Source organism: Yinghuangia seranimata (assembly GCF_029953285.1).
Lineage (GTDB): Bacteria > Actinomycetota > Actinomycetes > Streptomycetales > Streptomycetaceae > Yinghuangia > Yinghuangia seranimata.
In genome coordinates this window covers 47,481-62,747 of record NZ_JASAOI010000017.1, presented here as the reverse complement: position 1 = coordinate 62,747, position 15,267 = coordinate 47,481, and the positions used below count along the sequence as shown (strand labels likewise).

12 protein-coding genes and 1 pseudogene are annotated in these 15,267 nt (G+C 73.2%); 9 read left to right on the top strand and 4 right to left on the bottom strand.

All coding sequences use genetic code 11. From position 1 onward, the window contains the following. The first annotated feature begins 122 nt into the window (after window positions 1-122). From QI554_RS11740 to QI554_RS11730, 3 genes are all read left to right on the top strand, one after another. Window positions 123-1,781 (top strand): serine/threonine-protein kinase, encoded by a 1,659-nt coding sequence (locus QI554_RS11740; protein WP_281468940.1) that lies wholly within the window; start codon window positions 123-125, stop codon window positions 1,779-1,781. Window positions 1,782-2,556: 775 nt separating this feature from the next. Continuing rightward, window positions 2,557-4,428, top strand: coding sequence for a serine/threonine-protein kinase (locus QI554_RS11735; protein ID WP_281468938.1), 1,872 nt, complete (start codon window positions 2,557-2,559; stop codon window positions 4,426-4,428). A gap of 63 nt (window positions 4,429-4,491) precedes the next feature. Then, window positions 4,492-6,063: a succinic semialdehyde dehydrogenase gene (locus tag QI554_RS11730; RefSeq protein ID WP_281468936.1), complete on the top strand. Its 1,572-nt coding sequence runs from the start codon at window positions 4,492-4,494 to the stop codon at window positions 6,061-6,063. A gap of 704 nt (window positions 6,064-6,767) precedes the next feature. On the opposite strand, the pseudogene QI554_RS11725 reads toward QI554_RS11730, so the two are convergent. Next, window positions 6,768-7,073 (bottom strand): annotated as a pseudogene (locus QI554_RS11725) (chorismate mutase); the annotation flags it as partial. A gap of 364 nt (window positions 7,074-7,437) precedes the next feature. On the opposite strand from QI554_RS11725, the gene guaA reads away from it, so the two are divergent. Next, window positions 7,438-9,027: a glutamine-hydrolyzing GMP synthase gene (gene guaA / locus QI554_RS11720; protein WP_281468934.1), complete on the top strand. Its 1,590-nt coding sequence runs from the start codon at window positions 7,438-7,440 to the stop codon at window positions 9,025-9,027. 30 nt (window positions 9,028-9,057) lie between these two features. Here guaA and QI554_RS11715 read toward each other — a convergent pair whose 3' ends face one another. After that, a complete protein-coding gene (locus QI554_RS11715) occupies window positions 9,058-9,654 on the bottom strand; it encodes a Uma2 family endonuclease (protein ID WP_281468932.1) in 597 nt (198 codons plus the stop codon). 117 nt (window positions 9,655-9,771) lie between these two features. Here QI554_RS11715 and QI554_RS11710 point away from each other — a divergent pair, with 117 nt between their 5' ends. Next, window positions 9,772-10,281, top strand: a complete 510-nt coding sequence (locus tag QI554_RS11710) for a DUF1990 domain-containing protein (RefSeq protein ID WP_281468930.1) — start codon at window positions 9,772-9,774, stop codon at window positions 10,279-10,281. Window positions 10,282-10,294: 13 nt separating this feature from the next. Here the strand turns inward: QI554_RS11710 and QI554_RS11705 are convergent, their stop codons facing one another. Further along, window positions 10,295-11,500, bottom strand: coding sequence for an ROK family transcriptional regulator (locus QI554_RS11705; RefSeq protein WP_281468928.1), 1,206 nt, complete (start codon window positions 11,498-11,500; stop codon window positions 10,295-10,297). A gap of 81 nt (window positions 11,501-11,581) precedes the next feature. Between QI554_RS11705 and QI554_RS11700 the strand changes: the two genes are divergently transcribed. From QI554_RS11700 to QI554_RS11690, 3 genes are all read left to right on the top strand, one after another. Next, entirely contained in the window at window positions 11,582-11,863 is a 282-nt protein-coding gene (locus tag QI554_RS11700; protein ID WP_281468926.1) for a hypothetical protein, read from the top strand. Between the two features lie 182 nt (window positions 11,864-12,045). Beyond that, on the top strand, window positions 12,046-13,158 hold the full coding sequence (locus QI554_RS11695; protein ID WP_281469374.1) for an MFS transporter: 1,113 nt from the start codon (window positions 12,046-12,048) through the stop codon (window positions 13,156-13,158). Window positions 13,159-13,255: 97 nt separating this feature from the next. Then, the gene (locus tag QI554_RS11690) at window positions 13,256-13,813 is read left to right on the top strand and encodes a hypothetical protein (RefSeq protein WP_281468925.1); all 558 of its coding nucleotides are present in this window, start codon (window positions 13,256-13,258) and stop codon (window positions 13,811-13,813) included. A 63-nt stretch (window positions 13,814-13,876) separates the two neighbouring features. Here the strand turns inward: QI554_RS11690 and QI554_RS11685 are convergent, their stop codons facing one another. Next, complete coding sequence (locus QI554_RS11685; RefSeq protein WP_281468923.1) at window positions 13,877-14,695, bottom strand: NAD(P)H-binding protein; 819 nt, start codon at window positions 14,693-14,695, stop codon at window positions 13,877-13,879. A 98-nt stretch (window positions 14,696-14,793) separates the two neighbouring features. Between QI554_RS11685 and QI554_RS11680 the strand changes: the two genes are divergently transcribed. Beyond that, the gene (locus QI554_RS11680) at window positions 14,794-15,267 is read left to right on the top strand and encodes a MarR family winged helix-turn-helix transcriptional regulator (RefSeq protein WP_281468921.1); all 474 of its coding nucleotides are present in this window, start codon (window positions 14,794-14,796) and stop codon (window positions 15,265-15,267) included.

The window sequence follows — 15,267 nt, the reverse complement described above, 5'->3', positions numbered from 1 at the left end:
CGCGTGTGCCGGTTCCGTCACGGGGACGTCCGGATCCGGTTGCGCGGCACCCGAGTGGGCAGGTGTCTCCTTACGTTGTCGTCTGGGGGAGCGACGACTCCACGGTCCGATGGGGAGGAACCGTGACGGAGGCGAGCGGCGGCACAGCCGGCCGCGTGGTCAACGGCAGGTATCGGCTCGGCGAATCGCTGGGCCGCGGGGGAATGGGCACGGTGTGGCACGCCGTCGATGAGGTGCTGCGCCGTGAGGTGGCGGTCAAGGAGGTCCGGGTCCCGGACGACCTCGACCCCGGCGAACAGGAGATGCGGCGCGAGCGCGCCATGCGCGAGGCGCGCGCCGCGGCGCGGGTCACGCACCCGAACGTCGTGACGATCTTCGACGTCGTCGAGGACGGCGGGCGGCCCTGGATCGTCATGGAGCTGGTGCGCGCCCGGTCGCTCGAGGAGGTCATCGAGAACGAGGGGCGGCTGTCGCCGTCGGAGGCCGCCGAGATCGGCCTGAAAGTGCTGGCCGCCTTGCGCGCCGCGCGCATCGCCGACGTGCTGCACCGCGACGTCAAGCCGAGCAACATCCTGCTGTCGGAAGGCGGCAGGGTCGTGCTCACCGACTTCGGGATCGCGACCGTGCTGGGGTCGGCGACGCTGACCGCGACCGGCATGCTCGTCGGCTCGCCCGAATACCTCGCGCCAGAGCGGGTGCTGGGGCGGCGGCCCGGGCCGGCGTCCGACCTGTGGTCGCTCGGCGTGACGCTGTATCAGGCGGTCGAGGGGCGTTCGCCGTTCAAGCGGATCACGCCGATCGAGACGTTGACCGCGGTGCTGACGGACAGCGTCGACCCGCCCCGGCACGCGGGTGCGCTCGGCCCCGCGCTGGAGCAGCTGCTGCGCAAGGAGCCCGACGAGCGGCCGGACGAGGCCGCCACCGAACTCCTGCTCGGTGCCGCGCTGAAGGGGAAGCAGCAAGGCACCGGGCAGGCCTCCGCGGCACTGCCGTCGATTCCGGCGCCGCCGATACCCGGGCCGCCAGGGGCGGACTCCGCGCTGACCGTCGAGGACCCGCGCGGTCCCGGCGGGCCGACGTTCGGCCAGGGCGCGGCGCGGTCCGGACACGAGGCGGCGGCGGCAGCGGCGGGCGGGGCAGCGGCCGGGCTCGGCCCTCGTACCGGCGCGGTGGACGCGTACGACACCTCAGCCCACGGGCACGCCGACGAGACCCGCACCGCGGGCGCGGGGCACCCGCGCATGGGCGACACCCCGCCGCCGTTCGCGGTAGGCGGCTTCCACGGCACCCGGCCGGTCCCGCAGGTCGAGCAGTACCCGCCGCGGCGCCGCGCGAAGGGCCTCTACGCGGTCCTGGGCGGCCTGGCGGTGGCGGGCGTGGCCGCGGCGGCGTTCTTCGTCGTCCCGGCCCTCGGCGACCAGAACAGCGGCGGGGGAGGGGGCAAGGACAGCGGATCGTCGGTGGCGACATCGTCCTCGTCGGACCCGGGAGCGGGCCTCGGCGCGGCCGGCAGCCCGTCGACGACCTCCGCCCGCTCCGCGACCCCGACCGACGACGACACGTCGGACACGACCACATCAACAACCCACCGCCCGACGACAACCCGCCCGGCGCCGACCACGACAAAGCCGACCACCACGACAACCAAGCCCACCTGGTCGACGACAACCTCGAAGCCGCCGACCACCACCTCCAAGTCCCCGACCGCCGTGGCACCCCCGCCCCCAGCCGCCGGCGGCAACGCAGCGGCCCCACCGCCCGAACCAGCCCCCGGCGGCTGAGCAGGCCCCGACCAGCGGAGAGCAAGTCAACAGCACGGCCGAGGCGTTGCCGCCGGGCTCGGTCCGGGGGCAGGCGGAACAGGTCCGACGAAGCCGCCCGGCGCAGAGCACGACGACGCGGGGGCCACGACGAGTGTGTGGCCCCAGAGGGCAGCCCGCGACAAGCACCCGCCAACGGCACCCGTCTGGGGCAGGGCTCGCACGGTGGCTCGGAACGGCGCATGCGACCGGCGTCGAGGCAGCGGCCGCTGCGGGCACCGACGTGGCAAGTCGGCAGCGCGGCTGAGGCGTTGCCGCCGGGCTCGGTCTGAGGACAGGCGGAACAGCTCCAACGAAGCCGCCCGGCGCAGAGCACGACGACGCGGGGGCCACGACGAGTGTGTGGCCCCAGAGGGCAGCCCGCGACAAGCACCCGCCAACGGCACCCGTCTGGGGCAGGGCTCGCACGGTGGCTCGGAACGGTGCGTCTGCGTGTTGCTACCTGGCGATCTGTCGTCTGCTGGGCAACAGGGTTGTGTGGCTGTGGTGTTGTGGGCGGCAGGGCGTCCCCACCGTCTGCGACGGCGGGGGTGCTCGTCGGTCGGGGAGGGGGCAGACGTCGGAAACGGGGCTCGTGGGGTGGGTGGCGGGGCGGGATCGGGACATCACTATTCGGTTCAGGCCTGGGCGCGGGGCGCGGGGGGTTGGGGAGGCCGTTAACCTGATCGGGCGACTGCGGACCCCGGTGGAGTGCGGCGGGGAGGTCGGGCCACCGGAGTGATGGGGAGGGCTAGGCATGGCGGACGGGGCGACCCCCGGCGGTGCGCGTGCGAGCGGGACGCGCGTAGTCGCGGGGCGGTACCGGCTCACGTCGGTGCTCGGACGCGGCGGCATGGGCACGGTGTGGCGGGCCGTCGACGAGATGCTGCACCGGGACGTCGCCGTCAAGGAACTGCGCCTGCCCGAGCACCTCGACGACGAGGAACGCGACATCCAGCAGCAGCGCACGCTGCGCGAGGCCCGTACCGCGGCGCGGATCGGGCACGAGAACGTCATCACGATCCACGACGTCGTCGAGGACGGCGGCATCCCGTGGATCGTCATGGAGCTCGTCGAGGCCGAGTCGCTCGCCGACATCCTCAAGCGCGGCATGCTGTCGCCCGTCGAGGCCGCCGAGATCGGTGTGAAGGTGCTGCGTGCGCTGGTCGCCGCCGAGGCGAAGGGCGTGCTGCACCGTGACGTGAAGCCCGGCAACATCCTGGTGACGGAGACCGGGCGGGTCGTGCTGACCGACTTCGGCATCGCCACGGAGATGGGCGGTCAGACGCTCACCGCGACCGGCATGCTCGTCGGTTCGCCGAACTTCCTGGCGCCCGAGCGCGCGCAGGGCCTGCGTCCGAACCTCGCCGCGGACCTGTGGTCGCTGGGCCTGGTGCTGTACATGGCGGTCGAGGGCCGCAACCCGTTCGACCGTCCAACGATGATCAGCACGCTCAACTCGATCATGTTGGAGGAGCCGGACCCGCCGCGGCGCGCGGGTGTGCTGCTGCCGGTGATCGAGGGGCTGCTGCAGAAGGACCCCGCGCACCGGCTGCCGGCGAAGGAGGTCGAGCGGCTGCTCGTCGGGATCGTCCGCGGCGACCAGACGCAGTCGCACTCCGCTGCGGTGCCGGCCGGCGCGCCGGTGCTGCCGCCGACCCCGGCGGGGCAGAGCGCCTCGACGTCGCACACGCAGTCCGCGCCGGCCGCCGAGTCGTGGACACAGGCTCAGGCACAGTCACAGGCGCAGGCACCGACACAGTCGGCGGCCACGCCGCAGCCGTACGCGGCGCAGGCGTACGACGCGGGCTACCCGAACGACCCGTCGCGCGGCGCGGGCTACGCCACCGGCCCGGCGGCCCCGTACGACACGCCCTCCGGTTACGACACCGCGTTCGAGGCCGCCCCGGCCCCGGCGCGGCATTCGCGTAAGCCGATGATTCTGGGCGTCGTCTCCCTGGTCGTCGCGCTGATCGCGGCGGCGGTGGTGGTCGTCGTGGTGCTGCGCGGCAACGGCAAGGACGACAAGGCCGGGAACGCCGGGCACCAGTCCAACCCGCCCGCGAGCAACGACGCGAACCTGCCGGTCGGGCCGCAGACGCCGACCCCGTCGGCGAGCAGCGGCGCCCCGACGACGCTCAAGCCGCCCGGGTCGGGCGCGCCCCCGACGCCGGCCGGCTACACCTGGGTGCAGGACCCGGCCGGGTTCTCGATGATGGTCCCGTCCGGGTGGACGCGCGTGACGAACAACACCGGGGTCGACTTCATGGACCCGAAGAGCAAGACGCTGCTGCGCGTGAGCACGACCACCGGCAACAAGAAGCCGCTGGACAACTTCACGGCGCTGGACAAGCAGTTCGCGGGCGTCAAGCAGGAGTACGCGACGCTGCAGCTCGGGGCGTACCAGGTGGGCGTGCCCGGTTGGGACGCCGCGGTCTGGGAGTTCAAGTGGATCGGCAATCCGTTCGACCCCCAGAGCGCGACCCTGAAGCCGAGCCACGCCATCGACCTGGGCATGCGCACGGACAAGGGCAAGGACTTCGCGATCTACGTCGCGTCGTTCGAGGCGGACTGGTCGACCGCGAAGCCGATCTTCGACACCGCGGTGGCGAACTTCCGCCAGGGGTGACGCGCGCGACGGCGGGTGCCGGAAGCCTTGTTACCGTGAAGTAGCCCGCTTTAGGCTGAACGCATGACGGACACTGCGCGCGAAGCGGCCGCCGCCCACCCCGACGTCCCCGTCGACCGCCTCGTGCGTCGGGTCGTCGCCGGACCGATGCCGACCCGTGTCACGACCCGGGCGCCGTTCACCGGTGCCGCGGTCGCGGACCTGCCGGAGTCGACCGACGAGGACGTCGCCACGGCCTACGAGCGGGCGCGCGTCGCCCAGCGCCGCTGGGCCGAACGCCCCGTCGCGCAGCGCGCCGCGGTCTTCCTGCGCTTCCACGACAGGCTGCTGGCGCGCCAGGACGAGATCCTCGACATCATCCAGACCGAGACCGGCAAGGCGCGCAAGCACGCCTTCGAGGAGGTCCTGGACGTCGCGCTGACGTGCCGTCACTACGGTCGGCGGGCCGGCGGCTACCTGCGCGACCGGCGCCGCGCGGGCGCGCTGCCGGTGCTGACGAAGGCGGTCGAGGTGCGGCAGCCCAAGGGCGTCGTCGGCCTGGTGTCGCCGTGGAACTACCCGCTCGCGCTGTCCATCGGCGACGCGATCCCCGCGATGATCGCGGGCAACGCGGTCGTCATGAAGCCGGACACGCAGACCGCGCTGACCGCGCTGTGGGCGCTCGACCTGCTCACCGAGTGCGGACTGCCCGAGGACCTGTGGCAGATCGTGATCGGCGACGGCCCGGTCATCGGCCCCGCCGTTATCGAGCGCGCCGACTACGTGTGCTTCACCGGGTCGACCCGCACCGGGCGGCAGGTCGCGCAGCAGGCCGCCGCGCGGCTGGTCGGGGCGTCGCTCGAACTCGGCGGCAAGAACGCGATGATCGTGCTCGCGGACGCGGACCTGGACCGGGCGGCGGAGGGCGCGGTGCGCGCGTGCTTCTCGTCGGCGGGGCAGCTGTGCGTGTCGATCGAGCGCATGTACGTGCACGCCGACGTCGTCGACCGGTTCCTCGAGCGGTTCCTCGCCCGGGTCGGGAACATGCGGCTCGGCGCCGGCTACGACTGGGACACCGACATGGGCTCGCTCACGTCGCGCCGCCAGCTCGACGCCGTGTCGCGGCACGTCGACCAGGCCCGTGAGCTCGGCGCGAAGGTGCTCGCCGGCGGGCGGGCGCGCCCCGACGTCGGGCCGCTGTTCTACGAGCCGACGGTGCTGGAGGGCGTGACGCCCGGCATGGCGGTGTGCGGCGACGAGACGTTCGGCCCGGTCGTGTCGGTGTACCCGTTCACCGACGTCGAGGAGGCCGTCGAGCGCGCGAACGCGACCGCGTACGGCCTCAACGCGAGCGTGTGGACGCGCGACACCCGCCGCGGCGGTGAGATCGCGCGCCGCCTGCACGCCGGCACCGTCAACGTGAACGAGGGCTACGCGGCCGCCTACGGCAGCGCGGGAGCCCCGATGGGCGGCATGGGCGACTCGGGCCTGGGGCGCCGGCACGGCGTCGAGGGCATCGCGAAGTTCACCGAGGCGCAGACCGTCGCGACGCAGCGCCTGGTGCCGATCGCGGCGTCGTTCGGGCTGACGGACGAGCAGTGGGCGCGGTCGCTGACGCTGTCGCTGCGGATCCTCAAGACGCTCGGGATGCGCTGAACCCCGCCGGGCCGGGACGGGGGACCGGCCCGGCGTGAGCACCGGCCCGGCGGGAGCCGTGCGGCCGGTCCACGGCGGCGGGTGGGCGCACCGGGTGGGGGTCCTGTGACGCGGGACGACGGTCGTATCGGGCAGGGTCGCCGCCCGGCGCGCGTCCGTCGTACCGCTCCTGTGCCTCGTTGGTGCGTTGTGGAGGCGGCCTGCCCTCACTCCGCGCTTTCCGCGGGCGGCCGGGGTCGGCAAGGCGCGGCGTGCGCGCCGAACCGCGCGCGGCCGGGCCGATAGCGGATAGTGTGTGACCTCTCGGCGGAGCGTCACCGTGCTTCGGTGCCGCAGGGTGTCGTGCCGTGCCGCCGCCGTGGCTCGGCGGCCGATGTCGGGCGTCCCCGACACCGGCCGCCGGCGGGGTCGTGACCGGATTGCTGTCCCCTGCGTCCCGGTCACGGCGCCGACGCGAGGTCCCACGGCAGCCGTCAACGGCATGCCTCATCGCGCCGGCGATCTTGCACCAGGGCCGCCCCGCGGCGGGCTGGTCAGCAGGCACAACGACGGTCGGCGCGGGGAGGTTACGCGGTCGGGTCAGTCCCGGTGCTCTTTCGAGTGACGCAGGGTGCGAAGCCCTGCCGGGCCGGGGCCTGAGAGATCGTCAGGCGGGTCGGGCGGGCCCGGCCGCGAGGGCCCGGACCCGCCCGTGCGTACCGCTGTCAGACGCGGCCGCGGCACAGCTCCAGCAGCGCCATCGCCACCTCGGTGCCGGGCTTGTCGAGCGCCTCGCGGTAGCGCGCGATGACCTCCATCTCGCGGGACAGCTGCACGCGCCGGCCGCCGGCCGCGATGCGGGTGCGCTGCACTTCGCGGGACTCGGTCACGCGCTCGGTGATCAACGCGATGATGCGGCGGTCCAGATCGTCGATGCGGGCGCGGGCGTCCGCGATGACCTGCTCGGGGGTCTGCTCGGTGCTGCTCTGCGTGGCGCTCATGTCGGGTCTCCTGTCCTGCTGGCGTGTGCTTCGGGAGTCCTCGGGTGCCCCGGCCGCGACAGACGAACGCCCCGGGTTCCGAGAACCCGGGGCGTCGTCGAGGCCTGATGTCGTTCAGGCGGCAGCGATGGCGCCGGGTTGCCCGGTGCCATAGGTAAAGCTGAGGTGCGTGCCGCTGAACATGCCGCCAGTATGCCCGGCCCGATGCGTGCCTGCCACAACTATCCGGATGCCGAGACCCCCTCCGAACAGGGGCTATGGGCGCCAGGCGTTCCGGTTGGTTGCGGGTGGCCGGGCAGTGGCCGAAGGGTGGCCGTGAGGCTGCGGCCGGGCGCCTCGCGGGCAGCCCGTAGAATCGAGGTGACCCCCGCACTACATCGCCGGAAGGCCCTTCGTGACCTCGACCAGTCCGGACGCGAGCGGAACCGAAACCGTTCTCGTCGTCGACTTCGGTGCCCAGTACGCGCAGCTGATCGCCCGCCGGGTCCGGGAGGCCCGCGTCTACAGCGAGATCGTCCCGCACACCATGCCGGTCGACGAGATGCTCGCGAAGAAGCCCGCCGCCATCATCCTGTCCGGCGGCCCCTCGTCGGTGTACGCCGACGGCGCCCCGGCGGTCGGTCCGGAGCTGTTCCTCGCCGGTGTCCCGGTGTTCGGCATCTGCTATGGCTTCCAGGCGATGGCCGCGGCGCTCGGCGGCGACGTCGCCAAGACCGGTCTGGCCGAGTTCGGCGCGACCCCGCTGACCGTCACCGACACCGCGTCCACGCTCTTCGACGGCCAGCCCGCCGACCAGTCGGTGTGGATGTCGCACGGCGACTCGGTCGCCGCGGCCCCGGCCGGGTTCGCCGTCACCGCGACCACGGGCGGCGCGCCGGTTGCGGCGTTCGAGGACGACGAGCGCAAGCTGTACGGCGTCCAGTACCACCCCGAGGTGCTGCACTCGAAGTACGGCCAGAAGACCCTCGAGCGCTTCCTGCACGTCGGCGCCGGGCTGCGCGCCGACTGGACGATGGCCAACGTCATCGACGAGCAGGTCGAGCTCATCCGCGAGCAGGTCGGCGACAAGCACGTCATCTGCGGGCTGTCCGGCGGCGTCGACTCCGCGGTCGCCGCGGCGCTCGTCCAGCGCGCCGTCGGCGACAAGCTGACCTGCGTGTTCGTCGACCACGGCCTGCTGCGCAAGGGCGAGGCCGAGCAGGTCGAGCGGGACTACGTCGCGGCGACCGGTGTGTCGCTCAAGGTCGTCGACGCGCAGCAGCGGTTCCTCAACGCGCTGGCCGGGGTCACCGACCCCGAGGAGAAGCGCAAGATCATCGGCCGCGAGTTCATCCGCGTCTTCGAGCAGGCGGCCGCCGAGGTCGTCGCCGAGGCCGGCGCGCACGGCGAGCAGGTCGAGTTCCTCGTGCAGGGCACCCTCTACCCGGACGTCGTCGAGTCCGGCGGCGGCACCGGCACCGCGAACATCAAGTCGCACCACAACGTGGGCGGCCTGCCCGAGGACCTGCAGTTCAAGCTCATCGAGCCGCTGCGCAAGCTGTTCAAGGACGAGGTCCGCGCGGTCGGCGAGGAGCTGGGCCTGCCGTCCGAGATCGTGTGGCGCCAGCCGTTCCCCGGCCCCGGCCTCGGCATCCGCATCATCGGCGAGGTGACCGCCGACCGCCTGGAGACCCTGCGCGACGCGGACGCCATCGCCCGCGAGGAGCTCTCGAAGGCGGGCCTGGACCGCGAGATCTGGCAGTGCCCGGTCGTGCTCCTGGCCGACGTCCGGTCGGTCGGCGTCCAGGGCGACGGCCGCACCTACGGCCACCCGGTCGTCCTGCGCCCGGTCTCCTCCGAGGACGCCATGACGGCGGACTGGTCGCGCCTCCCGTACGACCTGCTGGCCCGGATCTCCAACCGCATCACCAACGAGGTCCGCGAGATCAACCGCGTCGTCCTCGACGTGACCAGCAAGCCCCCGGGCACCATCGAGTGGGAGTGACCTCCCTCTGACCGCGAGGCGACTGCCCGCTCACTGCCAGGTCTTGGTCTCCAGGACGGGGTAGGGGGCGGGCAGTTGCACGTCGTGACCGAACTTGGTGGTCTTCTTCGACGCGTAGCCGGGAGAGTCGCAGTCGCCGGTGGGGTCCGAGTGAACGACGACGGTTCCGGTAGCGCGGTCGATCAGCACATAGTGCGGAATGCCCATTCGGCCATAAGCGACGAGCTTGTCGCGAACGTCGGTCCTGCGGTTCGAGCTGGTCACCTCGAACACGACGGCCAGGGCGTCAGCCGGTAGCCAGCCGCTGTGAGTCTCGGCCGACCTTGCCATCTCCTCGGGGCTGAACGCCCTGGATCCGATTGCCAGGTCCGGGATCACGTGGTCGCCGGTGTGCTTCTCCGAACCGGCGTCCAGGCAGTAGCCACGCCCCGCCTGCAGTACGAATGCGACGCCTGGGATCAGCTGGTACAGCAGGTTCGTGAGGATCGACTCGTGGTACGGCCCGGCGGGTGGCGTCACGATGATTCCTTCCTCGATGTACTCGACACGCCAGCCCTCGGGCGTGTCGATGGCATCGAGGAGATCGGTGATGCGGTGCTCCTGCTCGGCGTCGACCATGACGGTCATATGCCCTCCTCCGTCGAGACCGACGCCATCAGATTAGAGGTGGGGAGCGTGCCGCAGGCAAAAGCGAATAGATCACCCTTTCGGGCTAGACGGTTGGCTGAGCGGGAGAATGGCCGCATGACACGCGCGGAACTCACGTATGACGAGGTCGGGGGCACGTTCGCCGAGGCGATGCCGTCGGGGTACCGGCACGTGGAGCGGCGGGTGCGGGTCGGGGCCGGGGAGGCTTCGTACCGGGCGCTCGTCGACGGGATCATGCGGTGGGACGTCCAGCGCGGCGCCGGCCTTGAGGTGCGGGCCGAGGGGGAGCGGGTCGGCGAAGGCGTCGGGGTCGTGTGTGTGACGCGGGTCGGGCCGGTGCGGGTGAAGGTGCCGTGCCGGGTGGTGGCCGTCGTCGACGGGCCGCGGCGGGGCGGGTTCGCGTACGGGACGCTGCCGGGGCATCCGGCCCGCGGCGAGGAGGCGTTCCTCGCGGAGATCGATGCCGACGGCGAAGTCTGGTTCACGGTAAAGGCGTTCAGCCGGCCGGGGACGTGGTGGGCGAAGCTGGGTGCGCCGGTCACGCGGCTGATGCAGCGCCGGGTGACAGAGCAATACGTCGCGGCTGCACGGCGGTTCGCGGGCTGAGCGCGGGCTACCGTCAGTCGCCGGAGGGGAACAGGGCGTCCTGGGCGGCCTGTTGGGCGGCGTAGAGGGCGCCTTGGAGGATCGCGGAGCCGCCCAGGGTGGTGGCGCGGACGACGGTGTTGACGGGGGAGAGGGCCGCGGCCTTCGCCTGGACGCGGGCGGCGAGGTCGGTGCCGCCGGCGTGGCCGAGTTCGCCGGCGAGGACGACGCAGCCCGGGTCGAGGACGGCGGCGACGGCGGAGACGCCGAGTGCGAGGCGCGCCGCGAACTCGTCGAGGAACGCGGAGCCGGCCGGGCCCGCGTGGCGCGCGGCGCGGACGAGGGTGGCGCCGAGGGGTTCGACGGCCTCGTCGTGCGCGCTGTGGACGGACGGGATGAGGTGGCCGAGCCCGTGCTGTTCGGCGAGTTCGCACACGGCGGGGTTGCCGACGAGGGAGTGGTAGCCGCCTTCGCAGCCGTTGCGGGAGGGCAGGCCGTCGGTGCCGGGCACCGGCAGGAAGCCGAGTTCGCCCGCGCCGCCCGAGGCGCCGCGGCGTAGTTCGCCGTCGAGGATGACGGCGGCGCCGATGCCGTTGGCCAGCCACATCAGGACGAAGGTGTCGATGTCGCGGGCGACGCCGTTGCGGCGTTCGGCGAGCGCGGCGAGGTTGGTCTCGTTCTCGACCCGGACGGTGGCCCCGAGGCGCACGCGGAGCGCGGCGGCCAGGCTGCGGTGCCACGCGGGGAGGCCGGGGGCCTGGCGGAGTTCGCCGGTCGCGGGGTCGATGAGGCCGGGCGCGCCGATGCCGATGCTGTGCAGGCGGGTGGCGCCGGCGTCGCGTACGGCGCTCTCGACGAGCGCGAGGGTCTGGTCGACGGCGGCCTGGATGCCGTCTTCGGCGTCGATGGGGGCGGTGGCTTCGCCGAGGCGGGTGCCGAGGAGGTCGGTGACGACGACGCTGACGGTCTCGGTGCGGACGTCGAGCGCGGCGAGGTGCGCCACGTCGGCGACGATGCCGTAGAGCCGCGCGTTGGGCCCGCGGCGGCCGGTGGCGGACTCGCCGACGTCGTGGATGAGGCCCGAGCTCTGCAGGCGGTCGACGAGGTCGGCCACGGTCGGGCGGGACAGCCCGGTGAGGTCCTTGAGCTGCCCTGCCGTCAGCGGGCCCTGCTGCTGGAGGAGCCGCAGGGCGAGCCGGTCGTTGTGGGCCCGGGCGGTGCTGGGAGAGGCGGGGGGCATGGGGGTGATCCTCGCAGATATTTCTTTCATGAAGGGTTCCTGATAGTTTACCGTCACGGAGAACGACCCGGGGAGGGTGTCATGGCGTACGAAGCGATCCAGGCCGCCGGCATCGTCGGCGCGATCCAGGCCGTGCGGTGCGGGAAGGGACGGGAGTTCGGCATCGGCGGCTCCACCGGCGTCGCCGCCGTCACCCCGACGCCCGGCCCGCGCGTGGCCGACGAGCCGCACGCCGGCCGAGTGCGGCGGCGAAGGACGCCGCGCGGCCGAGACCGGGTCCACGTCTGGGAGGCCGACCCGGTCGCCGGTGACGCGGACCCGGCCGACGCGGACCTGCGGTGCGGCACGGAGGGGCGTCGGTGACCGACATCGGGACCACGGAAGACGGGCGGGCCGCCGCGGAGGAGGCCGCCCCCGGGGAGGGCCTGGTGGCGCGCGGCGCGGAAGCTCCACACGGGGTGGGGCTCGACGCGCCGCGCGTCACCACAGGGGAGACCTCGGGCGACGGGACCGACCGGGCCCGGCTCGTCCGGGCCCGGTGGGCGATCGCCGCCGTGTTCGCCGTGCACGGCGCGGTGACCGGCAACTTCGCCACCCGCGTGCCGTGGATCCAGGACCACACGGGCATCGGCCCGGGCCAGCTCGGGCTCGCCCTCGCGTTCCCGGCGATCGGGGCGTCGCTCGCGATGCCGCTCGCCGCCGCGATCAGCCACCGGCTCGGCGCCCGCCGCGCGCTGCGGATCCTGCTGAGCGGATGGACGCTCGCGCTCGTCCTCCCGGCGCTGGCCCCGAACCTGGTGGTGCTGTGCATCGCCCTGTTCATGTACGGCGCCGCGGCCGGGATGCCCGACGTCGCGATGAACGCGCTCGGCGTGGAGACCGAGAACCGGCTCGGCCGGTCGATCATGTCGGGCCTGCACGGGATGTGGAGCGTCGGCGTGCTGGTCGGCTCCGCCGTCGGCACGCTCGCGGCGCACCTCGACGTCGACGCGCGCCTGCACCAGGCGGTCGCCTCCGGCGTCCTGCTGGTGATCGGCCTGCTGGTCTCGCGTGCGGTGCTCGACGTCCGGCCCGAGCCGGACGAGGAGGCCCCGCCGCACTTCGCGCTGCCGCCGAAGTCGGCGCTGCTGATCGGCATGATCAGCTTCTGCGCGGTGTTCGCGGAGGGCGCCAGCCTGGACTGGTCGGCGGTCTACCTGAAGGACGTGATCGACACCGGGGCGGGCCTCGCGGCCGCGACCACGACGGCGTTCGCGCTCATGATGGCGGTGGCCCGGCTCGCGGGCGACCGCGTGGTGGACCGCTTCGGCGGGGTGCTGACGGTGCGGGCCGGCGGCGTCCTGTCCACCGCGGGCGGCCTGTTGGTGGTGCTGGCACCGGGTCCGGCGTTGGCGATCACCGGGTTCGCGCTGCTCGGCCTCGGCTGTGCGGTCGTGGTCCCGCTGGCGTTCGCGGCGGCGGCCCGCAGCGGCCCCAACCCGAGCCAGGCCATCGCGGGCGTCGCGACGGTCACGTACTCGTCGGGCCTGGTCGCCCCGTCGCTGATCGGCGGCCTGGCGCACGCGACGTCGTTGGTGGTGTCGTTCGGTGTCGTGACGGCCCTGTCGTTCGGCCTGATCGTGGGCGCGAACGTGCTGCGGGTGAAGGCGAAGGCTTGAGCCGGGCTTGAGGGTTCGCCCTCTGTGGGGACCGGTGGGGCAGGCCTACGCTGTGGCCGGGCGGCCGCAGGTGCCGCCGGCAGGGGGACCGGACGACGTGACGACTTCGGACTGGGCGGCCGGCCGCCCGCGCGGACACCACTACACGGTCGCGCACGGCGTGGTGCGTGCCATCGCCTTGCAGCAGCCCACGGACCTGGCGGCGTTCGCGCTCGCCGGGCTCTTGGACGAACTGCTCGGGCGGATCTGGCAGGGCGAGGGCGACAAACTCCCCGAGGAGGAGCGGCTGGCGCCCGACGGCCTCGGGTCGACGCTCTACTGGGGACCCGGCGACGAGATGCTCGCGGTCATGGCGTTTCCGGCGCCGGAGCGGATGACGGAGGCGTACTTCACGGCCGCGCTCTTCCCGAAGACGCTCGAAGCCCGGTACTTCACCTTGGAGTTCACGAGGACGCTCGACGGCGGCACGGCGACGGTCGTCGGCGAGTGGGCCAAGGACGGGCACCTGAACTTCGGCGCGGGCCCGGAGCCGACCGCTGAGCTGTTCGTCCAGCGGATCGGGGAGATGGTCGGCCTGCAGCCGTGGGTGTGGCGGGACCCGGAGCACTACGCGTCGCTGCGGGACGCGGCCAGGCGGATGCTGGGGCGCGGGTAGGCGCGGGTAGGCGCGAACAGGCGCGGGTGGTGCGACCGGGCGGGCGCGGAGCGCGCCCGCCGGTCAGGCGGTGAAGTCCGCGCGGTGGTCGGCGGCCCAGGTGGCGAAGTCGCGCGGGGCGTGCCCGGTGAGGGCGGCGACGGAGTCCGTCAGGTCGACCGGCTTGCCGTCGTTGGACTCCCACCAGTCGAGCAGCGCGTCGGCGTACTGCGCCGGGATGTAGTCGGCCATCGCGGTCTTCCACGCGTCGCGGGTGACGTGCGCGGTCGCGATGTCGGTGCCGGTGACGCGCGCGAGCGTGGCGATCTGCGTCGTGAAGTCGACGGACTCCGGGCCGGTGAGCGTGTAGGCGCGGCCGGCGAGCGCCGGGTCGGTGAGGACGGCGAGCGCGCATTCGGCGACGTCGGCCTCGTGGATCGGGTCGTTGTGGGCACCCGGGTACGGCAGGCTCACCGGCGCGCCGGAGCGGATCGACCAGGCCCACGCCCCGGCGTTGGACGCGAACGAGCCGGGGCGCAGCAGCGTGCCGCGGATCGGCGAGGCGACGAGGGCGGTCTCGACGTCGAGGTGGGACTTCGCCATGACGTTGACGGACGCGTCGGGGGCGAGGACCGCGGACGACGACAGCAGCACGATGTGCTGGACGCCCGCGGCGGCGGCCTCTTTGAGGAACGCGTCGATGTGCGTCGGGTTGGCGTACAGGAACACCGACTCGACGCCGTCGAGGGCGGCGGCGAAGGTGGCCGGGTCGTTGAGGTTGCAGGCGACGGCGGTGTCCGACGGGGTGGCGGACGCGGCGCGGTAGGCGATGCCGCGTTCGTCGAGCAGGCGCATGAGGTGGCGGGCGACGGCGCCGCGGGCGCCGGTGACGAGGACGGTCACGAGAGGTCTCCTTCGGAGCGGTAGCATGATGTGTGACGCAGCTTCTGCGTTGAGAAGTATCTGCGTAACGCAGATAAATCTAGGCAGGGAGGTGCGGAGTGTCAACCACCCGTGCGCGGCTGTTGGAGCAGGTGGCGGACGACAGTCAGCGGCACTACGCCGACTACATGCTGTTCAACCAGGCGATGGCCGACCATCTGGGGCTGCACCCGACCGACCTGCAGTGCGTCTCGCTGCTGGACCTGGAGTCGGCTCCGGTCAGTGTCGGCGACGTCGCGCGCCTGACGGGGCTGACGTCCGGCTCGGCGACCCGGCTCGTCGACCGCATGGTGAAGGCCGGACTGGTCGAACGCCACCCTGACCCGCACGACCGCAGGCGCCAGCTGGTGGCGCTGGCACCCGAGGCCCGGGCGCGGATCGGGGCGGCGTGGGACGAGCCGGGGAGGGCCTTCGTCGCTGTGCTCGACAGCTACTCGGACGACGAACTGCGGCTGATCGCCGACTACTTGCGCAAGGCCGCCGCGGTCGGCCGGGACCAGGCAGCGCGCCTGGCCGGGGGCGGTCAGGCGTAG